At 70.9% G+C, this 23271-nt stretch carries 28 protein-coding genes and 1 riboswitch; of the genes, 5 read left to right on the top strand and 23 right to left on the bottom strand.

Annotated elements, in window-relative coordinates; genetic code table 11:
- The first annotated feature begins 87 nt into the window (after window positions 1-87).
- The gene (locus BMH31_RS01585; RefSeq protein WP_099723640.1) at window positions 88-1278 is read left to right on the top strand and encodes an ABC transporter permease; all 1191 of its coding nucleotides are present in this window, start codon (window positions 88-90) and stop codon (window positions 1276-1278) included.
- Complete coding sequence (locus BMH31_RS01580) at window positions 1275-2003, top strand: ABC transporter ATP-binding protein (RefSeq protein ID WP_099723595.1); 729 nt, start codon at window positions 1275-1277, stop codon at window positions 2001-2003. The genes BMH31_RS01585 and BMH31_RS01580 overlap by 4 nt, the downstream gene beginning before the upstream one ends.
- A 251-nt stretch (window positions 2004-2254) precedes the next feature.
- Here BMH31_RS01580 and BMH31_RS01575 read toward each other — a convergent pair whose 3' ends face one another.
- The 8 genes from BMH31_RS01575 to BMH31_RS01540 all read right to left on the bottom strand — a co-directional run bounded on the left by BMH31_RS01575 (window position 2255) and on the right by BMH31_RS01540 (window position 10847).
- A complete protein-coding gene (locus BMH31_RS01575; RefSeq protein ID WP_158234960.1) occupies window positions 2255-3070 on the bottom strand; it encodes a DUF559 domain-containing protein in 816 nt (271 codons plus the stop codon).
- Between the two features lie 410 nt (window positions 3071-3480).
- Window positions 3481-3729: a hypothetical protein gene (locus BMH31_RS01570; RefSeq protein ID WP_241898082.1), complete on the bottom strand. Its 249-nt coding sequence runs from the start codon at window positions 3727-3729 to the stop codon at window positions 3481-3483.
- Between the two features lie 47 nt (window positions 3730-3776).
- Window positions 3777-6710: an aminomethyl-transferring glycine dehydrogenase gene (gene gcvP, locus BMH31_RS01565; RefSeq protein ID WP_099723592.1), complete on the bottom strand. Its 2934-nt coding sequence runs from the start codon at window positions 6708-6710 to the stop codon at window positions 3777-3779.
- 8 nt (window positions 6711-6718) lie between these two features.
- The gene (gcvH, locus tag BMH31_RS01560) at window positions 6719-7093 is read right to left on the bottom strand and encodes a glycine cleavage system protein GcvH (RefSeq protein ID WP_046455720.1); all 375 of its coding nucleotides are present in this window, start codon (window positions 7091-7093) and stop codon (window positions 6719-6721) included.
- Between the two features lies 1 nt (window position 7094).
- Window positions 7095-8252 carry a glycine cleavage system aminomethyltransferase GcvT gene (gene gcvT / locus BMH31_RS01555; RefSeq protein ID WP_241898080.1) on the bottom strand — a complete coding sequence of 386 codons (1158 nt, stop codon included), beginning with the start codon at window positions 8250-8252 and terminating at the stop codon, window positions 7095-7097.
- Between the two features lie 140 nt (window positions 8253-8392).
- Window positions 8393-8489, bottom strand: a riboswitch (glycine riboswitch).
- Window positions 8490-8519: 30 nt separating this feature from the next.
- Window positions 8520-8987, bottom strand: coding sequence for a pyridoxamine 5'-phosphate oxidase family protein (locus BMH31_RS01550; RefSeq protein ID WP_099723590.1), 468 nt, complete (start codon window positions 8985-8987; stop codon window positions 8520-8522).
- Window positions 8984-9847 (bottom strand): hypothetical protein, encoded by an 864-nt coding sequence (locus BMH31_RS01545; protein WP_099723589.1) that lies wholly within the window; start codon window positions 9845-9847, stop codon window positions 8984-8986. Before BMH31_RS01545 ends, BMH31_RS01550 begins: the two co-directional genes overlap by 4 nt.
- 25 nt (window positions 9848-9872) lie before the next feature.
- Entirely contained in the window at window positions 9873-10847 is a 975-nt protein-coding gene (locus BMH31_RS01540; RefSeq protein ID WP_099723588.1) for a hypothetical protein, read from the bottom strand.
- 52 nt (window positions 10848-10899) lie between these two features.
- Here BMH31_RS01540 and BMH31_RS01535 point away from each other — a divergent pair, with 52 nt between their 5' ends.
- A complete protein-coding gene (locus BMH31_RS01535) occupies window positions 10900-11448 on the top strand; it encodes a GNAT family N-acetyltransferase (RefSeq protein ID WP_099723587.1) in 549 nt (182 codons plus the stop codon).
- Window positions 11449-11487: 39 nt separating this feature from the next.
- Here the strand turns inward: BMH31_RS01535 and BMH31_RS01530 are convergent, their stop codons facing one another.
- From BMH31_RS01530 to BMH31_RS01510, 5 genes are all read right to left on the bottom strand, one after another.
- Window positions 11488-11994 (bottom strand): hypothetical protein, encoded by a 507-nt coding sequence (locus BMH31_RS01530; RefSeq protein WP_099723586.1) that lies wholly within the window; start codon window positions 11992-11994, stop codon window positions 11488-11490.
- A 41-nt stretch (window positions 11995-12035) separates the two neighbouring features.
- Window positions 12036-12491 (bottom strand): SRPBCC family protein, encoded by a 456-nt coding sequence (locus BMH31_RS01525; RefSeq protein WP_099723585.1) that lies wholly within the window; start codon window positions 12489-12491, stop codon window positions 12036-12038.
- The gene (locus BMH31_RS01520; RefSeq protein WP_099723584.1) at window positions 12488-13120 is read right to left on the bottom strand and encodes a class I SAM-dependent methyltransferase; all 633 of its coding nucleotides are present in this window, start codon (window positions 13118-13120) and stop codon (window positions 12488-12490) included. The genes BMH31_RS01525 and BMH31_RS01520 overlap by 4 nt, the downstream gene beginning before the upstream one ends.
- Before the next feature lie 21 nt (window positions 13121-13141).
- Complete coding sequence (locus BMH31_RS01515) at window positions 13142-13537, bottom strand: zinc ribbon domain-containing protein YjdM (RefSeq protein ID WP_099723583.1); 396 nt, start codon at window positions 13535-13537, stop codon at window positions 13142-13144.
- Window positions 13538-13611: 74 nt separating this feature from the next.
- On the bottom strand, window positions 13612-14214 hold the full coding sequence (locus BMH31_RS01510; RefSeq protein ID WP_099723582.1) for a GrpB family protein: 603 nt from the start codon (window positions 14212-14214) through the stop codon (window positions 13612-13614).
- Between the two features lie 77 nt (window positions 14215-14291).
- On the opposite strand from BMH31_RS01510, the gene BMH31_RS01505 reads away from it, so the two are divergent.
- Window positions 14292-14690 carry a hypothetical protein gene (locus BMH31_RS01505; RefSeq protein ID WP_099723581.1) on the top strand — a complete coding sequence of 133 codons (399 nt, stop codon included), beginning with the start codon at window positions 14292-14294 and terminating at the stop codon, window positions 14688-14690.
- 32 nt (window positions 14691-14722) lie between these two features.
- Here the strand turns inward: BMH31_RS01505 and BMH31_RS01500 are convergent, their stop codons facing one another.
- From BMH31_RS01500 to BMH31_RS01465, 8 genes are all read right to left on the bottom strand, one after another.
- A complete protein-coding gene (locus BMH31_RS01500; RefSeq protein ID WP_099723580.1) occupies window positions 14723-16384 on the bottom strand; it encodes an ABC-F family ATP-binding cassette domain-containing protein in 1662 nt (553 codons plus the stop codon).
- A 32-nt stretch (window positions 16385-16416) separates the two neighbouring features.
- Window positions 16417-16842 (bottom strand): VOC family protein, encoded by a 426-nt coding sequence (locus BMH31_RS01495; protein WP_099723579.1) that lies wholly within the window; start codon window positions 16840-16842, stop codon window positions 16417-16419.
- 87 nt (window positions 16843-16929) lie between these two features.
- A complete protein-coding gene (locus BMH31_RS01490; RefSeq protein ID WP_099723578.1) occupies window positions 16930-17649 on the bottom strand; it encodes an alpha/beta hydrolase in 720 nt (239 codons plus the stop codon).
- Window positions 17646-18005, bottom strand: a complete 360-nt coding sequence (locus tag BMH31_RS01485; protein WP_199068237.1) for a hypothetical protein — start codon at window positions 18003-18005, stop codon at window positions 17646-17648. Before BMH31_RS01485 ends, BMH31_RS01490 begins: the two co-directional genes overlap by 4 nt.
- Before the next feature lie 24 nt (window positions 18006-18029).
- Entirely contained in the window at window positions 18030-18320 is a 291-nt protein-coding gene (locus BMH31_RS01480) for a type II toxin-antitoxin system RelE/ParE family toxin (RefSeq protein WP_099723576.1), read from the bottom strand.
- The gene (locus BMH31_RS01475; protein WP_099723575.1) at window positions 18317-18550 is read right to left on the bottom strand and encodes a type II toxin-antitoxin system ParD family antitoxin; all 234 of its coding nucleotides are present in this window, start codon (window positions 18548-18550) and stop codon (window positions 18317-18319) included. Before BMH31_RS01475 ends, BMH31_RS01480 begins: the two co-directional genes overlap by 4 nt.
- A 113-nt stretch (window positions 18551-18663) precedes the next feature.
- A complete protein-coding gene (gene ychF / locus BMH31_RS01470; RefSeq protein ID WP_099723574.1) occupies window positions 18664-19737 on the bottom strand; it encodes a redox-regulated ATPase YchF in 1074 nt (357 codons plus the stop codon).
- 11 nt (window positions 19738-19748) lie between these two features.
- A complete protein-coding gene (locus BMH31_RS01465; RefSeq protein WP_099723573.1) occupies window positions 19749-20243 on the bottom strand; it encodes a DUF1761 domain-containing protein in 495 nt (164 codons plus the stop codon).
- A 150-nt stretch (window positions 20244-20393) separates the two neighbouring features.
- Here BMH31_RS01465 and BMH31_RS01460 point away from each other — a divergent pair, with 150 nt between their 5' ends.
- Window positions 20394-20978, top strand: coding sequence for a 3'-5' exonuclease (locus tag BMH31_RS01460; protein WP_099723572.1), 585 nt, complete (start codon window positions 20394-20396; stop codon window positions 20976-20978).
- A 31-nt stretch (window positions 20979-21009) separates the two neighbouring features.
- On the opposite strand, the gene BMH31_RS01455 is transcribed toward BMH31_RS01460, so the two are convergent.
- Window positions 21010-21702 carry a response regulator transcription factor gene (locus tag BMH31_RS01455; RefSeq protein WP_241898078.1) on the bottom strand — a complete coding sequence of 231 codons (693 nt, stop codon included), beginning with the start codon at window positions 21700-21702 and terminating at the stop codon, window positions 21010-21012.
- Window positions 21699-23084 carry a sensor histidine kinase gene (locus BMH31_RS01450; protein ID WP_158234959.1) on the bottom strand — a complete coding sequence of 462 codons (1386 nt, stop codon included), beginning with the start codon at window positions 23082-23084 and terminating at the stop codon, window positions 21699-21701. The genes BMH31_RS01455 and BMH31_RS01450 overlap by 4 nt, the downstream gene beginning before the upstream one ends.
- Between the last annotated feature and the right edge of the window lie 187 nt (window positions 23085-23271).

Genomic DNA, 23271 nt, shown 5'->3' with positions numbered 1-23271 from the left:
ACCGACCGAAGCGGCGATGACGCGGGAGCGCCGTGCGAGGAGCCTGGAATGGTGCTGCTCACCTCGAGCGGCCGGAAGGAAGCACTCGTGTTCGTCGCCTGGAGAGACCTGCGGTTCGCCCGTGGACGATTCCTGCTCATCGGGGCCGTCGTCGCCCTCATCACCCTCCTCGTCGGGTTTCTCGCCGGGTTGACCGGCGGGCTCGCGTCGCAGAACGTTTCGGCGGTGCTGGGGCTTCCCGGCGATCGGCTGGTGCTGCAGGATCCCGCATCGGGGTCGCCGTCGTTCGGCACCTCGGAGATCGACGCGGAGACCGTGCAGGCATGGCGCGAGGCCCCCGGCGTTTCGTCGGTGCTGCCGGTCGGCATCGCGCAGGGCCGGGCGCAGCTCGGCGGGGCTGGATCGGCCGGGTTCTCGGGCGCTGCGGAGTCCTCTGGGGCCTCCGGTTCGGCTGGTGCCTCCAGTTCCGCTGGTGCCTCCGTCTCCTCGGGCGGGTCACCGGTCGGAGTCGCGCTGTTCGGGTTTTCTGCTCCGTCCGGTGCCGGCGAGCAGACCGACCTCACCGAGCTCGCTCCCGCGGAGGATGACGAGGTCGGCCTGTCAGCGGGCGCCGCGAAGGATCTCGACGCCTCGGTCGGCGACCGGATCTCGATCGCGGGCTCTGAGTACCGCGTCGCGAAGGTCGGCGGGGATGCCTGGTACAGCCACACTCCGGTCGTGGCGATGACCCCGGCCTCGTGGCAGGCCGCGTCGCAGCGCATGGGCGGATCCGGCGGAGACGCGGTGACCGTGCTCGCCGTGTCGGGGTCGCCCGATTGGGACGCGGTCGCGTCGTCGACGAAGACCGTCGCCCAGCCGACGCTCGCGAGCCTCGGCGCGCTCGAGACGTTCAAGTCGGAGATCGGTTCGCTCGGCCTCATGATCGCCATGCTCTTCGGTATCTCGGCGCTCGTGGTCGGTGCGTTCTTCACCGTCTGGACCATGCAGCGTGCCGGAGACATCGCGGTGTTGAAAGCGCTCGGCGCCACCACCGGATCGCTCGTGCGAGACGCGCTCGGCCAGGCGCTCGTGGTGCTCGTACTCGGCATCGGCGTCGGGCTCGCCCTCGTCGTCGGGCTCGGCACCCTGGCGGGCGGCGCCCTGCCGTTCCTGCTCAGCCCACTCACCACGGCGCTCCCCGCCGTGATCATGGCGGTGCTCGGTCTCGCCGGCGCCGCGTTCGCTCTCCGTTCCGTCACTTCAGCCGACCCCCTCACCGCACTCGGGAGCCACCGATGATCCAGCTCGACAACGTCACCCTCACCTTCCCCGACGGCGACGACCGCATCACGGCGGTCGACCGTGTCTCGCTCACGGCCCGATCGGGCTCCGTGGTCGGGATCACGGGCCCGTCCGGCTCTGGCAAGTCGAGCCTGCTCGCCGTCGCCGCTACGCTGATCCGGCCAGATTCCGGGCGCGTGCTGATCGGCGACGGCGCGGACGCGATCGACGCCGCAGCGCTCTCTCCCGCCGAAGCGACCTCGTTGCGCCGCGAGCGCATCGGGATCGTGTTCCAGCAGTCGAACCTGCTGCCGTCGCTGACCGCGCGGGAGCAGCTGTTCGCGATGGCGGAACTGGGCGGGAGTCGCTCCGGTCGTGCCGAACGACGGGCCGCGGTTCGCGCTCGGGCGGACGAGCTGCTCGATGCGGTCGGGCTCGCCGCTCATGCTGACAAGCGTCCCCATCAGCTCTCGGGTGGACAGCGGCAGCGTGTCGCGATCGCTCGGGGTCTGGTGCACGACCCAGAGGTGCTGCTGGTCGATGAGCCGACGAGCGCGCTCGACCAGGAACGCGGTGCCGAGATCATGGCCCTCATCTCCCGTCTCGTGCACGAACGCGGCACGGCGACCCTGCTGGTGACCCACGACCTTGTGCACGCCGGAGCCCTTGACGAGCTCGTCACAGTGGTCGATGGCCGCATCGAATCGCGGGAGTCGATCTCGGATCGGGCGCTCGCGGCGTAGCCCGAGGCCGTCCGGGCCCAGGGCGTGGGCCCGATGCGCGGGGCCCAGGCCGGCCCGGCTCGGCCTGGCCGGGCTCGGCTCGGCCGGGCTCGGCTCGCCCCGGCTCGGCCCGGCTCGGCTCGGCTCGGCTCGGCCCGGCCCGACTCGGCTCGGCCCGTCTCCGGCCAGGATCTGTCTCGGCACTGATTTGACTCTGGACCCCATTCCTCTGGAGAAGCCGGCGCGGTGCAGCACTCGCATCAGCACTTCCATCAGCATTCCGCGAAGAGCCTCGCAAGGTGCGGGGCGATCGGAACCGGAGCGCGACCGAGGAACTTGCACAGCCTCTGCCGCGTCGCGTTCAACCGCTCCGGCCGAAAGTCCTCCTTGTGCAGCCGCAGGATCCGGTAGCCGGCTTTTCTCGCCCGTTCGAGTCGGCGGAGATCCTTCAGGTACTGGACGCGATCTGTTCGATGCTGCTCACCGTCGTACTCGATGATGAGCTTCCGGGTGCGATCGACGAGGTCGAACCGCCCGATCCAGTACCCTTCGTCGTCGCAGACGTCGACCTGCAGGTCGAGGTCGTCGAGCCCCATTCCGGCCAGCTCGAACCGCAAGAGGGTCGCGTATCTCGACTCCGCACCTTCTCGCGCGACCTCGGCTGCTGCCCGGAGCCGAACGATGCCCCGGTCCCGTCTCTGACGCAAGGCTTCGACGAGATCCCGCACAGGCACCACCGCACTCGCTTCACCTTCCCTACCGCGCGGCAGAACCAACGCATCGATCGCGACCACCAGTTCGCGGAAGGACAACAGGTTGGCCGATTGGATGAGCGCGGTCAAAGGTGAAACGCACCGGAGGCCCTTCGCGTCGCGGAGGGCGAGTGGCGCTGAAGTCCGATGTCCGAGAACGTGCGGCCGTCGCACTTGCCCGGCGGGAAGCTGTGCGACGACGTGCACCGCCAATGGCGCTCGGATCGGGACCCCGTAGATGAGCAGCGCACAGGTATGGCTAAAACCCTCGCCCGGTCGCAGCAGCGGAGCATACTCGGCAGCCAGCGCACGCATGCGCGTCGAATCGGTCGGCATTCGAGTTCCATCTTGACCCGAAGAGGGTGAACCGGGGTGGAGAACTCTGGCGATGCCCCGATGAGAACGCGTGAATCTGGGATGTTGCGTGACGCCTCTGCTGAGGCATCCCGCACCCTGGCGCCCGACCGGGAGGGGACGGTCTCTCAGCTCGGGTGGGATCCGGCTCAGTGCTCTGGTCATGCGTACGATCCTGGCGCCGCATCATGGCGGTCGCAGTGGATTCCACAATCGTTGGAGCCAAGGAGGTGCGCGCACGCTTCGAACGCTCCATGTGAGGGAAGTTTGAGGGAGCCGACGACTTCCGAGAAGCAGGCCGAGTGAACGCTTGTACATGAAAAGAGGGGTCTTTTCATGTACAAGCGTTCACTCGACCCTGTGCGCGGAGCGCGAGCGCGAGCGCGCACCGCTCAGCGCCGCTCGTTGCCCCGCCGGTAGTTGCCCGTCGCCTTCGCGAGCAGCAACTGGTCCTGGATCGGGTCGACTCCCAGCCGTGCCGCGAGACGCTCCCCCGCCGCACCTCCGAGCACCGACACCACACGCCCACCGCGCGTGATCCTGACCTCGCCCGACTTCGTCACGCGATAGTCGAACGGGTCGTCGGCGAGCCCGCGCGGCAGTTCGCCGCGCGGACCCGCCTCACCGGAACCTGAACTCACCGGAACCCGAACTCACCGGAACCCGAACCCACCGGAGCCCGAACCCATCAGGCGTCGAACGCCCCGTCGAACGCCGCGTCGAACGCTTCGGGCGGCGGGCACGCGCACACGAGGTTGCGGTCGCCGTGCGCGTTGTCGATGCGGCGCACGGGCGGCCAGTACTTGCGGCGCACGATCCCGGGCACGGGGTACGCGGCGAGCTCGCGCCCGTACGGGTGCGCCCACGCGTCGACGATCACGGAGCGCGCCGTATGGGGCGCCCCGCGCAGCGGGTTGTCCTCGGCGGGCCACTCCCCGCGCCCGACGGCGTCGGCCTCGGCGCGGATCGCGATCATCGCTTCGACGAAACGGTCGAGCTCCGCGAGGTCCTCGCTCTCGGTCGGTTCGACCATGAGCGTGCCCGCGACGGGGAACGACATGGTCGGCGCGTGGAAGCCGTAGTCGATGAGGCGCTTGGCGACGTCGTCGACGGTCACGCCGGTCTCGTCCTTCAGTGGGCGCAGGTCGAGGATGCACTCGTGCGCGACGAGCCCGTCGGGGCCCGAGTACAGCACGGGATAGTGCTCGCGCAGCCGCGACGCGACGTAGTTCGCCGCGAGCACCGCGGAGGCGGTGGCCTCGGCGAGCCCGTCGGCGCCCATCATGCGCACGTACGCCCACGAGATCGGGAGGATCCCGGCGCTGCCGTAGGGGGCTGCCGAGATCGGTCCGCCGCCGTGGGCGATACCGCCCTCGGGGTCGCCGAGCAGGGCGTGCTCGGTCGACTGCGCGAGCGGGTGCCCGGGCAGGAACGGTGCGAGATGCGCCTTCGCCGCGACCGGGCCGACTCCGGGGCCGCCGCCGCCGTGCGGGATGCAGAACGTCTTGTGCAGGTTGAGGTGCGACACGTCGCCGCCGAACTCGCCGAAGCGGGCCGCTCCCACGAGCGCGTTGAGGTTGGCCCCGTCGATGTACACCTGGCCGCCGGCCGCGTGCACGGCGTCGCAAATCTCGGTGACCGCCCGCTCGTAGACGCCATGGGTCGACGGGTAGGTGATCATGAGGGCCGCGAGGCGCTCGGCGTGCGCTGCGATCTTCGCGCGCAGGTCGTCGAGGTCGACGTCGCCGTGCTCGTCGCACGCGACGACCACGACGCGCATGCCGGCGAGCACCGCGGAGGCCGCGTTGGTGCCGTGCGCGCTCGACGGGATCAGGCAGACGTCGCGCTCGGTGTCGCCGTTCGCGCGGTGGTAGCCGCGGATCGCGAGCAGGCCCGCGAGCTCCCCCTGGCTGCCCGCGTTGGGCTGCAGCGAGACGGTGTCGTAGCCGGTCGCCTCGGCGAGCCACGACTCGAGCTGGCGCACCAGCTCGAGCGTTCCCGCGACGTCCTCGGCGGGCGCGAACGGGTGCAGCTCCTGGAACTCCGACCAGCTCACTGCGGCCATCTCGGTCGCCGCGTTGAGCTTCATGGTGCAGGATCCGAGCGGGATCATGCCGCGGTCGAGCGCGTAGTCGCGGTCGGCGAGCTCGGCCAGGTACCGCATCATCGAGGTCTCGGATCGGTGCGCGTGGAACACCGCGTGCGTCAGGTACTCGCTCGTGCGGTGCAGCGCCTCGGGCAGGGCGTCGCCGTCGACCGCGAACGCGTACGCGAACGAGCCGCCCACGAACGCCCCGACGACCTCGACCAGGTCCTCGCCGGTCGTCGTCTCGTCGACCGCGATCTGCACGGTCTGCGCGTCGACGCGCCAGAGCAGGATCCCGGCCTCGTGCGCGCGCGCCACGACCTCGGCCGCGGGATCGCCATCGCCGCTCACCCGCACGCGGATCGTGTCGAAGTAGTTCTCGTGCACGATCTCGAAGCCGCGCTCGGCGAGCAGACCGGCGAGGGCCCGCGCGTTCCCGGCGACCTCGGTCGCGATCCGGCGGATCCCCTCGGGCCCGTGGTAGACGGCGTACATGGACGCCATGACGGCGAGCAGCACCTGCGCGGTGCAGATGTTCGAGGTCGCTTTCTCTCGGCGGATGTGCTGCTCGCGCGTCTGCAGGCTCAGCCGATAGGCGGGGGCGCCTTCGGCGTCGACGCTCACGCCGACGAGGCGGCCCGGCATCTGGCGTTCGAGGCCCGAGCGCACGGCGAGGTAGCCGGCGTGCGGGCCGCCGAAACCGAGCGGCACGCCGAAGCGCTGAGTGGTGCCCACGGCGATGTCGGCGCCGAGCTCGCCCGGGCTCGTGAGCAGCGCGAGGGCCAGCGGGTCCGCCGCGACGACGCCGAGACCTCCCGCGTCGCGCACGGCCGCGAGGATCCGCGAGGGATCCCACACGCGGCCCGACGCACCCGGATACTGCACGATGACGCCGAACGCCTCCGGCAGCGACGCGGGATCCGCGTCTGCGAGCTCGATCTCGCGCACCTCGATGCCGAGCGGTTCCGCCCGGTGGTGCACGAGCGCGCGGGTCTGCGGCAGGGCGTCGGCGTCGAGCAGGAACACCTGGGACGACGCCCGCGAGGCGCGCCGCGCGAGCAGCATCGCTTCGACGACGGCGGTGCCCTCGTCGAGCATCGACGCGTTCGCGGTCGCGAGCCCGGTCAGGTCGGCGACCATGGTCTGGAAGTTGATGAGCGCTTCGAGCCGGCCCTGCGAGATCTCGGGCTGGTAAGGCGTGTAGGCCGTGTACCAGCGCGGGTTCTCGAGCACGTTGCGGGCGATCACCGACGGGGTGCGCGTGCCGAAGTAGCCGAGACCGATCATGGATCGGCGCACGGTGTTGCGCGAGGCGAGCTCGCGCAGTTCGGCGAGCGCCTCGGCCTCGGTGGCCGCCGCGGGGATCGCGCTCGGCGCATCGGCGTCCGCCGCGGCGTCGATCAGGATCGTCTCGGGGATCGCGGCGCGCATGAGCGCGTCAAGGCCGTCGACGCCCGCGACGCCGAGCTGCGCGAACATGCGCTCCCGGTCAGCCGCGCGGGTGCCGATGTGGCGCGATGAGAACTGTTCGGGCACCGCGCGCCTCAACCGTCGATCTCGGCGGCGTACGCGTCGGCGTCGAGCAGGTCGTCGGGCAGCGCGTCGGGACGCACGCGCACGAGCCAGGCCTCGCCGAAGGGATCCTGGTTGACGAGCTCGGGCGCATCGACGACCGCGTCGTTCGCCTCGACGACCTCGCCGTCGAAGGGTGCGAAGAGCTCGCCGACCGACTTGGTCGACTCGATCTCGCCGATCACGGATCCGCGGCTCACTCGGGTGCCGGCCGCGGGCAGCTCGACGAACACGACGTCGCCCAGCTGGTCGGCCGCGTGCGAGGTGATGCCGACGGTGGCGACGTCGCCGTCGAGGCGGATCCACTCGTGCTCGCGGGTGTACTTCAGCTCTGCGGGGAGGCTCATGTCAGGCCTGCTTTCGGGTGTAGAACGGGAGGGGGGTCACGGTGGCGGGGAGCACGCGCCCCCGCACGTCGATGCCGAGCGCGGTGCCGGCCTCGGAGTGTTCGGGATCGACGAAGGCCATCGCGATCGGGTGGCCGAGCGTGGGCGAGAGCACCCCGCTCGTCACGATCCCGATCGGTTCGGCGCCGTCTGCGCCCGGTTCGACGCCGCCGGCGTAGATCTCGGCACCGGCGCGCGCCGCGCGGCGCCCCTCGGCGGTGAGCCCGACGAGCACGCGCGCCGCAGCGGCGTCGAAGGCCTCGACGGCCGCGCGCCCGACGAAGTCGTCGGGTTTGCCGAGCGCCACGACGCGGCCGAGGCCCGCCTGCGCGGGCAGGATCTCGGGCGAGAGCTCGTGCCCGTGCAGGGGCATGCCCGCTTCGAGGCGCAGCGTGTCGCGCGCCGCCAGCCCGGCCTGGACGAGGCCGAAGGGCTCGCCCGCTTCGAGCACGGTGTACCAGAGGTCGAGCGCGTCGATCGCGGGGATCAGGATCTCGAAGCCGTCCTCGCCCGTGTAACCGGTGCGTGCGATGAGCACCGGGGCGACGTCGAACGCGCCCGGAACGCCGAAGGTGCCGCCGAGGCTCGCGTAGTAGCCCAGCTCCGAGAGCGGGGCGTCGGGCACCAGGGTGTCGACCGCTTCGAGAATCCGCTGCGCCTCGGGCCCCTGCACTGCGATCAGCGCGTAGGTGTCGGAGACGTCCTCGACCGTGCGCTCGCCGGAGCCTGACGCAGCTGCGGCGGCGAGCGCCGCAGCGACCGCATCGCGGTTGCCCGCGTTGGCGATGATGAGGAAGGTGTGCTCGGCAGTGCGGTACACGATCAGGTCGTCCACGACCCCGCCGTGCTCGTTGAGCAGGAGCGAGTACTTCGCCTTGCCGACGCGCATGGTCGAGATGAGGCCCGCGAGCACGCCGTCGAGGAAGGCGCCGGCGTCGGACCCTTCGACAAGGAATTCGGACATGTGCGAGATGTCGAAGAGACCGGCGGCGCGGCGCACGGCGTGGTGCTCGTCGAGGTCGCTCGTGTAGCGGACGGGCATCTGCCAGCCGCCGAAGTCGGTGAAGACGGCTCCGGCGGATTCGTGGGCGGGGAAGAGCGGGGTACGGCGTTCGGTCACGACGAGTTCTCCGGTCCATTCGGACGCCCGAGCACCGTGCTCGAGCGAGAACTCCCCCTCTGTCATTGGCCTGAGAGCTTCGCGCGGCGTCGCGCTTTCACCGTCGGCGGGGACATCGGTGTCCCGCTTTTCAGAGTGGCCTCGCCTGCGCGGTACTGGACCTGAGAGATTGGCGGGGAAGCTTGCTCCTTCGGTGCCGCTCGACGGATGTTCGAGCGGCTCTCCCGCGCTGGCGAATGGGCCGGATATTCGGTTGCTGCGGCCAGCCTAGCCGGTCTCCGGCTCCGCTCGCACCCCTCGGGTCTCGGCGATCCGGGGCGGGTCGGTCCGGTAATCGCCGAGGCGCGCCCAGTCGAGCCGGATCCGTACGACCGCGATATCGTCCCGGCCGAGGGAATCGGCGAACTCGGGGAACGCGGCGGCGTATGCGTCCGCCGCCGCGGTGCGATCCGACCCGCTCGTCACGACGGCCGTGCCCTCGGCCTGCAGCGTGGCGCCGTCGGCGCCTCCGATCACGACCGCGACGCGGGAGTCGCGCGCGAGGTTGGCGATCTTGCGCGATACCGTTCGCGCGTCGAAGACGAGATCGCCCGCGTCGGTCGCCGCGAACGGCAGGTACGCGGCCTGCGGCGCCCCGTCTGGGCCGAGCGTCGAGACGACGCCGTCCGGGCGTTCCCGGACGAAGGCGACGATCTCCGCAGCCCCGAGCGGTTCGACGCCTCGCTCCGGACTCATCCCCTCGCCGCCGTCCCGGCGTCGGGATTCCCGGTCCAGCGGAACGCCCCGAGACCCCCGAGCGGCACGGCCCGCGCTCGCCCGACGGTGCCGCCGGTCAGGAAGCCGCGCCGCCCGAGCGCGTCCAGTGCCGCGTTCCGATCCGCGAGCGCGCGCTCCCGATCCCCCTCCGGCAATGCCGCTACGAGCTCCACCGCGTCGGGTCCGGCTTGCTCACCCTGATCCGGCTGCCCGCGATCCGCCCCATCCGACGCACCCGCGTCGTCGGGCGCCCGGTGCCGTACGCGCAGCAGCACCGCGAGCCCGACGGCCGCGGCGACGATCAGCGCGGCCCGGACCGGCCAGAGCCAGCAGGCCAATCCCGCGAACTCGTCGCGCGCAGCCACGTTGGCCAGTCCGATCGTCGCGAAGCCCGACATGACGAAGGAGAGCACGGCGTAGCCGAGCAGCGCCGGGTTCCAGCGCGCGCCGCGCACGAGCCAGACGATCGCCCCGACGAGCAGCACCGCCGTCGTGATCCCGAAGCACCAGCTCGAGATCGGGATGGCGGTCCGCGCCGCGACGGGCGGAACACTGCTGAACAGTACCCCCGGCGCCTCCGCGTAGATCGCGACCCCCAGGATCGGCGCGACGCCGATGGCGCCGAAGAGGAGGAGGCCCGCGATGCAGGAGAGGGTTCCCCGACTCCCGTTCGCGCCGGGCCGGATCCGCTCGGCGAGCACCGCGCCCTGCGGTCCGAGCGCGGCGACCACCTCCGGGTGCCGCTGCAGCGCGTAGGCCTCGAGCGTCTCGAGATCCGGGTCGACGGACAGCGACAGCTCCTCGGCCCATTCCTCCGCGGTCTCATAGCTCAGGCTCATGATGCCGGTCAGGCTAGCAGCGGGATCAGCGGAGCGCAGCGGCGACGCGCTCGACGTCGCGACCGCCGTCCGCGTGGATCCGAGCCAGGACCTCGACCGGGTCGAGCCCGTCCGCTGCGGCGAGCGCGGCGAGGATCCCGGTGGCCTCCGCTCTCGCCGGAGCGCCTCCGGTTCCGGCGCCCGCGGCACGACGCGCTTCCCGGTCGAGGCGCGCGCGCCAGTCGTCGCTCACCGCCTGCGGGATCCCGCCCGCGGCTTCCACGATCGTGCGCAGCGCCGCGACGAACGCTTCCGCGCCGGGCGGCGGGGGCTGCTGGGCCCCTCGCAGGCGTTCCTCCTGCGAGAGCCGTGCGCGTCCGCGCCGCCACCGCCACGCGAGCAGCCCCGTGAGCAGCGCGACGCTCGTGGCGCACAGGAACCAGAGTCGGATCTGCTCCGGGGCGTACTCGGTCTCGCGCCAGTGCAGGCCGAAGGCGCGATAGAGGATCACGAGTACGAGCATCCCGGCGCACAGCCACGCGCAGACCTCGGCGACGTAGAGCGGATACCCCCGTCGCGGCGACGGCAGCAGGTGCAGCAATGCGGCCGTCGAGAGTGCGACGATCCCTGCGACCATCGCGATCGCCCAGGGGACGTCGGGCCTCGTCGACGCGAAGTGCTTGATCGGCCCGAACGTGGAGGAGAGCGCGATCAGCGCGACCATCAGCGCGATGCAGAGCGCGCCCCACAGGATCCGCGTGCCCCGACCGGGACGTTCCGGTGCTGCACCTCGGCTCGGCGCGGCGCAGCGCGCACGCCCGGCCGCGTCCTCCCTCGCTCCCCGGGCGACCGCGTGGGTCGCAGCCAGGCGCGGCGCCAGGGTTCTCCGCAGCTCGCGGTCGACGCTCACCGATCTCGCGGCGAGGATCCCGATCCGTTCAACGGCTTCGGCGGGGAGATCGCCGGGGAAGCCGAACGGTTCGGTCCGGTTGCCGCGGCCCCGGCGGTCGGGTGTGCGCATGGTGTCACGCTACTGCACGGTGACGCCGAGCCGACGGTGCGAGACTGGGCGGATGATCCTCGAGACCGAACGCCTCCGCCTGCGCGAGATGACGGCGGCCGACCTGCCCGCGCTGCGCGCGATCCTGCAGGATCCCGTCGCGATGGCGGCCTACGAGGGCGCGTTCGACGAGGCCATGGTGCGCGACTGGTTGGATCGGCAGATCGAGCGCTACCGGGTCGACGGGTTCGGCCTCTGGGCGGTTGAGCTGCGCTCGTCGCCCTCCGGCGGACCCGACGGCGCGCGAGACGGTGCTCCGGTGATCGGCCAGTGCGGGATCACGCGGCAGCGCATCGACGGAGCCGATGTGCTCGAGGTCGGGTACCTCTTCAATCGTGCGCACTGGCATCACGGCTACGCGACGGAGGCCGCGGCCGCATGCCGGGATCATGCCTTCACCGTTCTGGGCGCTGATCGCGTCTACGCCCAGGTGCGCGACACGAACCTCGCCTCGATGAACGTCGCGATCCGGCTCGGCATGACCGTGCGCAGCCGGTTCGTGAAGCACTACCGCGGCGTCGACATGCCGCACCTGGCGTTCGCGGTGGATCGGACGGCGTAGCCGGGTCACGGAGCTCGCGAGCCGGGCGCGGCGGCACGCTCAGTGCCCGCGGAGATCGAGCTGCTCGTACAGGCCGCCCGGTCCGCCTCCGGTCGAAGTCACCAGGAACAGGTCCGGTGCGTCGAGATCGCGCCCGAATTCGACCCCCGGCTCGAAGCGCGAATCGGTTCGCTCGCTCGCGGCGCGCACGGAGACGCGCATGCCTCGCTCGTCACCCGCTCCCCGGTAGTAGGACGCGAGCCGATCGAGCGGCAGATCGCTTCGCACGAGCATCGCTCCCAGATACTCCATGCCATTGCCTGCACCGGCGAACCGTCCGGCCCGCGACAGGGAATCGACGCGCTCCGTGTGCTCGGGCAGGGGCGTCTCCAGCAGAGCTCGTTCGAGGCCGCGAGCGTAGGCGTCGTTCACCAGCGGGATCGAGACGCAGAAACCGACGACCAGCGCGAACGCCAGACCGAGCCAGACCCAGAGATCCGTTCTCCGCCGCCGCGCGGTCCTTCGCGCCGGCACCGGCGGAGCGGGATCAGAGGGATTGCTGCTCATGCGAACGGAGCCTAGTCCAGCCGTATCGGTGAGATCCGCCGTCAGCGCCGCGCTTCGAGCGTCTCGCGCAGCCAGACGTTGCGCCGCTCGAGCAGGCGCGTTATGTAGCGGCGCAGCGCGATCCGCTCGGCGATGCGTCCCAGCGGGCCGAGCGGTGCCGCGAACTCGACCAGGTCGAGCATGCGTGTGCCGGAGCCGTCCGGCTCGAATCGGTGCTCGTGGTGCCAGCGCGCGAACGGACCCGAGACCTGCTCGTCGACGAATCGGTGCGGCGCCTCGTACGCCGAGATGAGCGAGGTCATGCGCCACGGCATCCCGAAGTGCACCGCGCGCCAGGTCACCGTCTGCCCCGCACGCATCTCGCCGGAGGTCACTCCCCCGACCGCGCGCTCGCGGGAGTCGCTCATGGAGGAGGTGTGCGCGTCGACCGACAGGCTCAGCGCGAAGCACTCGGCCGGGGTCGCAGCGATACGGGTTTCGAGTCGGAGGCGGATCATGCCGCCGCCGCTCCGACGCGCTCCGCGAGATATTCCGCGTGCGGACGGCTGCCCGCATCCGTCCGGGTGCGCACCGAGCGGACCGCGAAGCCCGCGCGCTCGAGCTCTCGACGCAGTTCGGCAACCGGCCAGAAGTAGGCCGTGGTCACCGCGTGATCGAACGCTTCGAGCCGCGGCCCCTCGAAGCAGCCGAGCAGCACGGAGCCGCCCGGCCTGAGGACGCGGGCGAACTCCCGAAGGATGGCCGGAACGTCCTCGGGAGGGGTGTGGATCACGGAGTACCAGGAGAGCAGTCCGCCCAGCGCGGCGTCCCCGACGGGCAGCGCTTCGAGCGCGCCGACGCGGAACCGCGCCTCGGGGAATCGGCTCCGCGCGATGTCGACGAACTCCGGGGTCAGGTCGATGCCGGTGGCATCGACGCCGAGCGCCCGCAGGTGCTCGGTCCAGTGCCCCGGCCCGCAGCCGGCGTCGAGCACGGGGCCGACGACGCTCGTGCCCCACGCCGAGATCGTGTCGCGATCCCGCGCGGCGAGCGACTCGACCAAACCGAGCAGCTCGGTGTACTCAGCGGCCCGGGCGCCGTAGGCCGCGCCGACCGCGTCCCGGACGCTCGTTCGCTGCGGATCCATCACCGGCCCGACCCGCGGGATCTAGGAGACCCGCTTGACGACGCTCGACTTGAGCTGCAGTTTGCCGAAGCCGGGAACGCGGGCGTCGATGTCGTGATCCCCCACGCCGTCGGTGATGAGCCGGATGCCGGTGACCTTCGTGCCGACCTTGATCGCGCCGCCTCCGCCGCCCGAGACCTTGACGCTCTTCACGAGCGTAACCGTGTCGCCGTCGGAGAGGACGTTGCCGACCGCGTCACGCACGACGCGCTCGCCGTCCGCCGCGTCGCCGTCGGCGCCGTCCGCCGCGCCATCGACCGGGGCCCACTCATGGCCGCACATGGGGCAGACCAGCAGCGCGCCCGACTCGTACGCGTACTCGCTTCCGCACTCGGGGCAGGGCGGCATCTCCGTGCCGGTCTCGGTCGTATCGCTCATGCTCGCGCGGCCCTCCGTGGATTCGTTTCGTATGCCGCCACCAGAATACCGGCTTGGCCGGGCTCGACGGCGCCTCAGATCAGCCCGGCGGCGCGGAACGCGCGGGTGTAGATCTCGCGGATCGCGTCCTGCTTGCGCAGGTTGTAGTCCATGGTGGTCTCGCCTCGCCGATTGGCCTGCTCCGCCGCCGCCCGCTTGACCGAAGCGTAGCGTTCGCGGTCCCGGACGTCGCGGCGCAGGTGGTCCCGGAACACGCGATGCTTCCACGGCTCGGCGGACTCGGGCCCGAACACGTGCAGGTTTGTCACGGGATCCCCCGACCGGAGCATCCGATGCTCCTGCCACCACGGTTCCCGAACCCGCAATTCGAATCCGGCCGCCTCCAGCGGAGGCAACCAGGCGGCTTCGTCGGACGGGTCCGCCACGATGAGGTCGACGTCGATGATCGGTTTCGCATCGAGGTCGGGCACCGAGGTCGACCCGACATGGTGCAGTTCGAGCACGCGCGGACCGAGCGCGCCGCGCACACGATCGGCGACCGCGTCGAACTGCGCGGGCCAGCTCGGATCCGCCGGGACCATCTCGATGCGCTCCGGCGCCCTCGGGCCGACCCACGGCGATGCGCCCGGAGGCGCCGGGTCGTCGGAGAAATCGATGATCTCGCTCGGAGTGGGCATGAGGACCAGGCTATCCGGGCCGTCCGCCCGAGCATTCGGCGGGTGCAGGATCCCCCGGTCGAACGTAGACTGCGCCCATGTCAGTCTTCGATAAGATCCTGAACTCCCGCTTCGTCGACCAGTACGGTGCCGCGCTGGCCCCGTCGTTCGACTTCGTCGACACTTCGGCGGAGGCTCAGATCGAGCTGCCGAACGACCCCGCCTCGGTCGCCGCGGCCGTCGAGCGGGTCGTCGCCGAAGCCGGGCATCAGCTCGCCGGCGTCAGCGACGACCGCCTCGCCTTCGCCGTGATCACGAAGAAGACGCTCCTCAGCTGGGAGCTCGCGACGGGGATCGAGATCACCCCGACGCCCCAGGGCTCGCGGCTCGCGATCTACCTGGCGAACATGCCCGGACGCCCGAAGGCACTGCTCGACGGGCCGAAGAACAAGAAGGTCGCGCAGAAGCTCGCCGAACGGATCCGCGCGGCCGTGTGAGCCGGCCGCCGGCGCGAGTGCCGGCCCCCGGCTCAGACGATGCGGTCCTCGACCCGTCCCGCCTCGACGTGCCAGCGCCGGTCGAGGCGCACGTTCTCGAGCATCCGCCGGTCGTGGGTGACGAGCAGGAGCGCGCCCTCGTAGGCCTCGAGCGCCTGTTCGAGCTGCTCGATCGCCTCGAGATCGAGGTGGTTCGTCGGTTCGTCGAGCACGAGCACGTTGACGCCGCGCGCCTGCAGCAGCGCGAGTCCGGCGCGCGTACGCTCCCCCGGCGAGAGCGCATCGAGCGGCCGCAGCACGTGATCGGCGCGGAGCCCGAACTTCGCGAGCAGCGTGCGCACCTCGGCGCTCGTGTACTCGGGCACCAGGGATTCGAACGCCTCCGTGAGCGGAGCGGATCCGGTCAGCAGCGTGCGGGTCTGATCGATCTGCCCGATCGCGACCGAGGATCCGAGGCTCGCCGAGCCCGCGTCGGGATCCCGGTCGCCGAGCAGGAGGCGCAGCAGCGTCGACTTGCCGGCGCCGTTGGGTCCGGTGATCCCGATCCGCTCGCCGGCGTCGACCTGCAGCGAGATCGGGCCGAGCACGAACTTGCCCTGGCGCACGACGGCCTCGTTGAGCGTCGCCACGACCGAGCTGGAGCGCGGCGCGGATCCGATGGTGAACTCGAGACGCCACTCCTTGCGCGGCTCCTCGACCTCGTCGAGGCGTGCGATGCGGCTCTCCATCTGGCGCACCTTCTGCGCCTGCTTCTCGCTCGACTCCATCGATGCCTTGCGCTTGATCTTGTCGTTGTCGGGCGCCTTCTTCATCGCGTTGCGCACGCCCTTGCTCGACCACTCGCGCTGCGTCCGGGCACGGCCGACGAGGTCGGCCTTCTTCGCCGCGAACTCCTCGTAGTCGTCCCGCGCCTGCTGGCGCAGGATCGCCCGCTCCTCGAGATAGGCCTCGTAGCCGCCGCCGTAGACGCGGTTGGTGTGCTGCGCCAGATCGAGTTCGAGCACGCGGGTGACCGCGCGCGCGAGGAACTCGCGATCGTGGCTGACGAGCACGACGCCCCCGCGCAACCCCTGCACGAAGGCCTCCAGCTTGGCGAGCCCGTCGAGGTCGAGGTCGTTCGTCGGTTCGTCGAGCAGCACGATGTCGAAGCGCGAGCAGAGCAGCGCGGCGAGCGCGACCCGCGCCTTCTGCCCGCCGGACAGCGCGGTCATGAGCGCCTCGGTGCCGAGCTCGAGCCCGAGTTCGGCGAGCACCGCGGGCAGTCGATCCTCGAGGTCCGCGGACCCAGCGGCGAGCCAGCGGTCGAGCGCGGCCGAGTACTCGTCGGCCGGATCGGGCGCGCCGGGAGCGGCCGCATCAGGATCCGCGAACGCGGCCGAGGCCGCATCGAGGCGGACCGTCGCAGCGGCGACGCCCGTGCGGCGTGCGACGTAGGCGCCGATCGTCTCGCCCTCGACCGGCGTGTGCTCCTGCGGGAGCCACCCGACGAACGCGTCGGCCGGCGCGAGAGAGACGCTGCCGCCCTGCGGTTCGAGCTCCCCCGCGAGGATCCGCAGCAGGGTCGATTTGCCGGCCCCGTTCATACCGACGACGCCGATCACGTCCCCGGGCGCGACCGTCAGATCGAGTCCGTCGAACAGGGTGCGGTGGGCGTACCCTCCCGCGAGGCCGTTGGCCACGAGCGTTGCAGTCACCCGTCAACTGTAGACGGGTGACGCCGCCCGGATCAGTCGTTGTCGGTGGAGAACGACCACATCACGCCGAAGCGGTCGAAGACCTGCCCGTACCAGCCGCCCCACGGCGCCCGCTCGAACGGCATCCCCATCGCCCCGCCGCCGTCGACGAGCTTCGCGATGAGGCCCCGCGCTTCCCCGGCGGTATCGGTCGTGTACAGCAGCGAGTAGGCGCTGCCGCGCACGTTGTAGTCGTTGCCGTCCTCCATGGCGTCCCCGCCGGCGATGACTCCCGCCGGCAGCACCAGGGTCGCGTGGGCGACGGCCTGCGGATCGGGTGTGAAGGGCATGCCCTCCATCGGCGGGACGTCGCCGTAGCGCATGATCTGGAGCTCTCCGCCGAACACGTCGTGCCAGTGCTCCATCGCCTCCCCCGTCGTCCCGGGAAGCGAGATGTAGCTTGCGAGCGATGCGGCCATGATGGGATCCGTTCCTGTCGTCGGGCGTGCGTATGCGCTCAGCATGCCCCTCCGCGGAGGATCGCGCCAGAGCCTCGGAGCAGGTGTTCAGGATCCGTTCGCCGGACCGGGACCGGCGAGGCGCTCGATCGCGTCGAGCACCTCCGGAGAACCCAGGATGCGGAAGTGCCCGGACTCCGCAGTCGGCACGTTCTCGGCGCCGTCGAGGCGCGAGCCGTCCGGGATGTGCGGGTCGAACGGGGGGTGGATCGAAATGATCCGCGCGTCGGCCTCGGTACGCGCGACCAGCGCCCGGATCCCCGGATCGTCCGGCTGCAGCGACCTCAGCACGCGCGTCGGCATCCAGCGCGCGAGCGAAGAACCGGCGAAGGGGGTCGCGATCGCGATCACCCGTGCCACGCGGTCCTGTTCCGCCCCGAGCAGCACCTGCTTCGCGATCAATCCGCCCTTGCTGTGCGCGACGATCACGGTGCCGCTGAGATCGTTGTCCCGCAGGCAGCGTTCGACGAGACCGGCCCCCGTCTCGACCGGGGCGGTGTTGCGTCGCAGCTCGGGCAGGATGTGCACCGGATGACCGGCACGGTTCAGCCGCTCGGCGATGAGCCGCATCATGGTCCAGCTCTCGAACACGCCGGGCACCAGGATCACCGGAGCCAGGTCCCCGCGCCGGAACCGCTCGGGCGGGTGCGGCCGCCGTGCACCGTCCCAGATGCTCGACACCGCCCACGCGTAGTCGGAGGCGTGGATTCCGAGTCTGCGGAGGGGCGGCAGGGGCTCCGGCTGCGGTTCCGGTCGCGTACGCATCATGCTCCGATCGGTGCACCGTCGTCGTCGAAGCGGACCCCGTCCGCCTCCAACCGTTCGCGCGCGGCGTGGTGGACGACGCCGCGCTTGCGGGGATCCGCTTCGAGGAGCCGCAGCAGGGTTGCGCGCGCCGTGCTCGGATGCTCGGCGACCGCGACCCGCACGCTCCAGAAGCGGTCGTCGGCGAAGCGGTCGAGCACCGCCGCGCTCGCGTCGGGGTTCAGCGCCGCCGCGTTGCGGATCGCCTGATTCGGATCGGTGAAGAACGGCTCGAACTCCGCGTCGGTGCACGCGCCGCTCGCGAGCGCGTACCGGCGTTCTTCGTCGGCTCTCTGTTCGGGGGTTTTGCGTTTGGCCACGTGTACTCCTTCCCCCATCCGATGCTAGAGGGGCCGCGTGGGATCCATGCGCTGGTGCAGGATTCTGATCACGTCGACACCGATCCCGCTCTGTCGGAAGAGGATCATGTGCGAGTCGACGACGTACCGTCGATATCCGCTGCGGATCTCATCGCACGGTCGACCGCGGTCGGGGCGCTCGGCGATCCGTCCGACCGCCTCCCGGATCTCACCGATGTACGCTTCGGCCTGCATCACTTCCCACAGACGCTCGGTGTAGTTCCAGATCTCGGAGAGGTCCTGAACTGCGGCCGGGGACAGTCGGAAGCGGGTCACGACTTCTTCGCCGAGATGAACGCGTCGAAGTCGAAGTCTTCGGGAGCGCCGCTCTCTTCGCCTGCGATGAGCGCGTTCCGCACGGCGGACAGCTGCAGCTCCCGGTCTTCGAGCAGCCGGAGGCCGGCGCGGACGACCTCACTGGCGGATCGGTAGCGCCCCGTCGAAACCTCGTACGCGAGGAACTCCGAGAAGTGGTCGTCCAAGCTGATCGAAGTATTCTGCGCCATGCACCGAGAGTACCAAGGATTGGTATCAGGCGGTCGAGAATGTGGGAAGCACGAGGGCCCGCCCGACCTTCCGGTCGGGCGGGCCCTCGTTCAGACGCGTGATGCGGTGCGGGTCAGACGTTGAAGCGCCACTCGCACACGTCGCCGTCCTGCATGATGTATTCCTTGCCCTCCATGCGGGCCTTGCCCTTGGCACGGGCCTCGGCGACGGAGCCGGTCTCGACAAGATCTTCGAACGAGATGATCTCGCCCTTGATGAAGCCCTTCTCAAAGTCGCCGTGAATGACGCCGGCAGCCTGCGGCGCGGTCGCGCCCTTCTTGATGGTCCAGGCGCGCGCCTCCTTGGGGCCCGCCGTGAGGTAGGTCTGCAGCCCGAGGGTGTCGAAGCCGACGCGGGCGAGCTGGTCGAGACCGCTCTCGGCCTGACCGATCGACGCGAGCAGCTCGGCGGCGTCGGCGGGGTCGAGCTCGATGAGCTCGCTCTCGATCTTGGCGTCAAGGAAGATCGCCTTCGCGGGCGCCACGAGGGCGGCGAGCTCTTCGCGCTTCGCGTCGTCCTGCAGCACCTCCTCGTCGACGTTGAACACGTAGAGGAACGGCTTCGCGGTGAGCAGGCCGAGCTCGCGGATCGGCTCGAGGTCGATGCCGGAGTGCGAAAGGACCTTGCCCTCGTTCAGCACGGCCTGCGCGGCCTTCGCCGTCTCGACGACCGACGCGTCGATCTTCTTGTTCTTCAGTTCCTTCTCGTAGCGCACGAGCGCCTTCTCGAGGGTCTGAAGGTCGGCGATGATCAGCTCGGTGTTGATCGTCTCCATGTCGCTGGCCGGGTTCACCGCGCCGTCTACGTGGATCACGTCGGGGTCGGAGAAACCGCGCACGACCTGCGCGATGGCGTCAGCCTCGCGGATGTTCGCGAGGAACTGGTTGCCGAGCCCCTCGCCCTCGCTGGCGCCGCGCACGATGCCGGCGATGTCGACGAAGCTGACCGGAGCGGGCAGGATCCGCTCACTGCCGAAGATCTCGGCGAGCTTGTCGAGCCGCGGGTCGGGCAGGTTGACGACGCCGACGTTCGGCTCGATGGTCGCGAACGGGTAGTTCGCGGCGAGCGCGTCGTTCTGGGTGAGCGCGTTGAAAAGGGTGGACTTGCCCACGTTGGGGAGTCCTACGATGCCGATAGTCAGAGCCACGGGGGTTCAGTCTACGCGAGTGCGGGCGGCCACACCCCGATGACGATCGAGAGCACGACGATGGTGACGAGTTCGTGCACGACGTTCAGCACGGTGAGCTTGACCGGACGGCCCTCGAACGCGTCGTGCGTGATGAAGCGCGCGGCCGTGAATCCGGCCCACAGGATGAGCCCGGCGACGAGCGCGGTGCCGAAGAACGCGAAGCGGTCGATGGAGAAGTCGCCCTGCCCGACCGTTGTTTCGCCCGCGTTGACGATCACGGTGGAGCGACCGGGGATGGCGATCATCCCGACCACCCAGGCCAGCGCCCACGAGGTGATGAAGCTGACGATCAGCGTGACGAGCAGCGGGAGCAGGATCGCGATCGCCGGCTTGCCCTCGGGCTGGACGCCGGTGAGCTTCATCCAGCGGGTGCCCATGACGCCCTTGGAGTACCAGACCGCGCCGACGACCATGGTGGAGAGGGTGGCCGCGATGACGGCCCAGTAGTTGATCGCGGGGATCATGCCGCGCCTCCTTCCGGCGGCGAGCGCCGCGCATACCGGCCATTCTGCCCCACTGCGCAGACATCGGTGCGGCTTTCCAGAACCACAGGATCCGAGCCGCGAGCACAGGCCTCGCACGGAGTTGTCGGTGGCGTGTGTCAGGATCTTCGGGTGACAGTCGACTTCACCGCCATCGATTTCGAGACCGCGAACAGCCATGCCGCTTCGGCGTGCGCCGTCGGTCTCGTGCGCGTCCGTGCGGGCCGAGTGGTCGAGCGCGCCGAGTGGCTCATCAAGCCGCCGGCCGAGCACGGCGAGTTCCAGCACTGGAACATCAAGATCCACGGGATCACGCCCGACATGGTCGAGGGCGCGCGCGATTGGGCGGCTCAGCTGCCCGAGCTGGTCGACTTCGTCGGGTCCGACATCGTGGTGGCGCACAACGCGGGCTTCGACATGGGCGTGGTGCGCGGATCCTGCGCGGCGACGGTGACGCCGACGCCGAAGTTCCGCTATCTCTGCAGCGTGCAGGTCTCGCGCAAGACCTACGACATCCCGTCGCACCGGCTCCCGCTCGCCGCGGCGGCCGCGGGCTACGGCGAGTTCCACCACCACGACGCGCTCGCCGATTCGGAGGCCTGCGCGGCGATCATCTCTGACGCGGCGCTTCGGCACGGCGTCGACGACGTCGCGGCGCTCGCGAAGGCGACGGGCCTGCGCCTGCAGACGCTCAAGGCGATCCCGCTGAAGCTCTAGGCCTGCCAGGCCGCAGCGCGGGCGAACCCGGCTAGCCCGCTTCGCCGGCGCTGCGCAGCCAGGTCAGCACGGCGAGCACGCGACGGCTCCCGGCCGAAGCGTCGGTGAGCTCGAGCTTCTGGAAGATCGACGAGATGTGCTTCTCGACGGCACCGGCGCCGACGACGAGCGCCTCGCCGATCTCGGGGTTGCTCTTCCCTTCGGCCATGAGGCCCAGCACCTCGCTCTCGCGGGAGGTGAGCCGTTCGACCGGGTCGCGGTGCCGCTGCATGAGGCCGCGCACCACCTCGGGGTCGAGCACCGTCCCTCCTGTTCGCAGCCGCGCGACCGCGTCGCGGAACTCGTCGAGCGAGGCGACGCGATCCTTCAACAGGTACCCGACGCCGGACGGGTCGCCGGCGAGCAGCTCGCCCGCGTAGACGAGCTCGACGTGCTGGCTGAGCAGCAGGACCGAGCGATCAGGCCAGCGCTCGCGGATCGCGAGCGCTGCGCGCACGCCCTCGTCGCGGAACCCGGGCGGCATGCGGACATCGAGCACCACCAGGTCGACCGGGTGCTGCTCGAGCTCGGCGAGCAGCTGATCCGCGTCGCCGACCGCGACGACCGTCTCGTACCCGGCCTCGTCGAACAGGCGGATCAGGCCTTCCCGGAGCAGGCCGGAGTCCTCGGCCAGCGCGATACGGAGCGCGGGCACGAGGACTTCGGTCTGATGCGAGTCGGTCACGCTCCCAACGATACGGGGATCCGGGCGACGATGACGGTCGGACCGCCGTCGGGGCTCGACAGGGTGATGGATCCGCCGACCCCGCGCACCCGCTGGTCGAGCCCGTAGAGTCCGTGGCCCGGCAGCAGCATGGCGCCGCCTCGGCCCTCGTCGTTCGCGGTCAGCATCGCCCAGCCGGCGTCGTCCGCGAGGTGCAGGTCGAAGCGCCCGGCACCCGAGTGCTTCGCGGCGTTCGCCAGGCACTCGGCCGCGATGAAGTAGACGGTGCGCTCGGTGACCTCGGAGAGCGTCACGCCCTCGCCCACGGCCCAGGTCATGCGGGTCGGGATCGGCGCGCTGTCGGCGATCGCCTCGAGTGCGGCGCGCAGGCCGCGGTCGGCGAGCAGGGGCGGGGCGACCCCGCGGGACAACGCGCGCAGCTCGTCGAGGGCGGCGCCCGCGGTGCTGCGCGCCTCGGCGAGCAGCGAGGACACGGCGGCCGGATCATCGGCCATGCGGCGCTCGGCCGCGGCGAGATCCATCTGCAGGCGCACGAGCCGCTGCTGAGGTCCGTCGTGGAGGTCGCGCTCGAGCTGACCGAGCGTGCGGTGCTCCTCGGCGGCGGCGAGCTCCCGGGCGATCTCGAGCTGCACGACGTCGCGCTGCAGGCGATCGCCGGCGGTCTCCCCGAGCAGGGCGCGGGAGACCGCCCAGTCGACCATGGCGAGGCCGCGCAGCACGAGCGGCAGCGTCGCGAGGAAGATGAGGCCGAGCACGCCGTAGAGGATCGCGTCGCCGGTCAGCGGATCGACCGGCATCGACGGGCCGAACAGGGAATCCCAGATCACCGTGCTCAGGTGGAGGTTCTTCCCGCTGCTCGGGGTCAGGCGGTTCCAGATCCAGGCGGTCGGGCCGAACACCGCGACCACGGTCCACATCAGCGAGATGCCCCAGAGCGCGACGGAGAGGGGCATGTGCACGAGGCCGCTGTGCAGCAGGGCACGCCATCCGGCACCGTGGGAGAGCTGCCCGCGCAGGCGCGCGAGGATCCCGCCCGGCCGCGTCGGCGGCGGCACCGGGCGGGTGATCGGCCGGTCGACTGCGGCACCGATGAGGCCGGCCCACGCATCCCCGAAGATGCGGGCGGCGAGCAGCGCCCCCACCACGAGGAAGACGCCGAACACCAGGACGATCGATCCGAGGCCGACGAGGAACAGGGTCTGGAGCACGGCGAAGGCGACGATCGAGAAGGGCATCGCGAGGAGCAGGATCCCGAGGGTCTTCGGCGCTGCGCGCCAGAGGCCCCAGTATCCGGTCGCTCGGAGCGCGGCGGGCTCGGAGGGCGGATGCGAACCGACGGCACGGGGTACCTGGCCGGATTCGATGAGTTCGTGAGCGGTCATGGCAATCAGTCTGCCGGGCCGCCGCGATCCCGCCCATCCGGTGCACCCCCGGAACCGGGGTGGGGTTCCTCCCCCGTCCGAGATCGGGCGCGCCGCAGATCCGCTCGGGCTGCGAGTTCGCTGAGATATGCCTACCCTGGACCCACGGCCCGCAGACCGCGGAGCCTCCAACGAAGGAGCAGCCCTC

Origin of the sequence: Leucobacter sp. OLIS6, from assembly GCF_002752355.1 — a bacterium.
In the GTDB taxonomy this organism is placed as follows: Bacteria; Actinomycetota; Actinomycetes; order Actinomycetales; family Microbacteriaceae; genus Leucobacter.
Note: the sequence above shows the minus strand (reverse complement) of the source record. Positions and strands in the feature narration are given on the sequence as shown.

Bases quoted from the DNA above. Each gene is read 5' to 3' on its own strand.
- BMH31_RS01545 (WP_099723589.1), bottom strand. From the start codon at position 9,847: ATGAGCCTGAGCTATGAGACCGCGGAGGAATGGGCCGAGGAGCTGTCG.
- BMH31_RS01535 (WP_099723587.1), top strand. From the start codon at position 10,900: ATGATCCTCGAGACCGAACGCCTCCGCCTGCGCGAGATGACGGCGGCC.
- BMH31_RS01475 (WP_099723575.1), bottom strand. From the start codon at position 18,550: ATGGCGCAGAATACTTCGATCAGCTTGGACGACCACTTCTCGGAGTTC.
- BMH31_RS01575 (WP_158234960.1), bottom strand. From the start codon at position 3,070: ATGCCGACCGATTCGACGCGCATGCGTGCGCTGGCTGCCGAGTATGCT.
- BMH31_RS01510 (WP_099723582.1), bottom strand. From the start codon at position 14,214: ATGCCCACTCCGAGCGAGATCATCGATTTCTCCGACGACCCGGCGCCT.
- BMH31_RS01495 (WP_099723579.1), bottom strand. From the start codon at position 16,842: ATGGCCGCATCGCTCGCAAGCTACATCTCGCTTCCCGGGACGACGGGG.
- BMH31_RS01520 (WP_099723584.1), bottom strand. From the start codon at position 13,120: ATGGATCCGCAGCGAACGAGCGTCCGGGACGCGGTCGGCGCGGCCTAC.
- BMH31_RS01490 (WP_099723578.1), bottom strand. From the start codon at position 17,649: ATGATGCGTACGCGACCGGAACCGCAGCCGGAGCCCCTGCCGCCCCTC.
- BMH31_RS01530 (WP_099723586.1), bottom strand. From the start codon at position 11,994: ATGAGCAGCAATCCCTCTGATCCCGCTCCGCCGGTGCCGGCGCGAAGG.
- BMH31_RS01450 (WP_158234959.1), bottom strand. From the start codon at position 23,084: ATGACCGCTCACGAACTCATCGAATCCGGCCAGGTACCCCGTGCCGTC.
- BMH31_RS01515 (WP_099723583.1), bottom strand. From the start codon at position 13,537: ATGAGCGATACGACCGAGACCGGCACGGAGATGCCGCCCTGCCCCGAG.
- BMH31_RS01540 (WP_099723588.1), bottom strand. From the start codon at position 10,847: ATGCGCACACCCGACCGCCGGGGCCGCGGCAACCGGACCGAACCGTTC.
- BMH31_RS01465 (WP_099723573.1), bottom strand. From the start codon at position 20,243: ATGATCCCCGCGATCAACTACTGGGCCGTCATCGCGGCCACCCTCTCC.
- BMH31_RS01505 (WP_099723581.1), top strand. From the start codon at position 14,292: ATGTCAGTCTTCGATAAGATCCTGAACTCCCGCTTCGTCGACCAGTAC.
- gcvH (WP_046455720.1), bottom strand. From the start codon at position 7,093: ATGAGCCTCCCCGCAGAGCTGAAGTACACCCGCGAGCACGAGTGGATC.
- BMH31_RS01580 (WP_099723595.1), top strand. From the start codon at position 1,275: ATGATCCAGCTCGACAACGTCACCCTCACCTTCCCCGACGGCGACGAC.
- BMH31_RS01550 (WP_099723590.1), bottom strand. From the start codon at position 8,987: ATGAGTCCGGAGCGAGGCGTCGAACCGCTCGGGGCTGCGGAGATCGTC.
- BMH31_RS01525 (WP_099723585.1), bottom strand. From the start codon at position 12,491: ATGATCCGCCTCCGACTCGAAACCCGTATCGCTGCGACCCCGGCCGAG.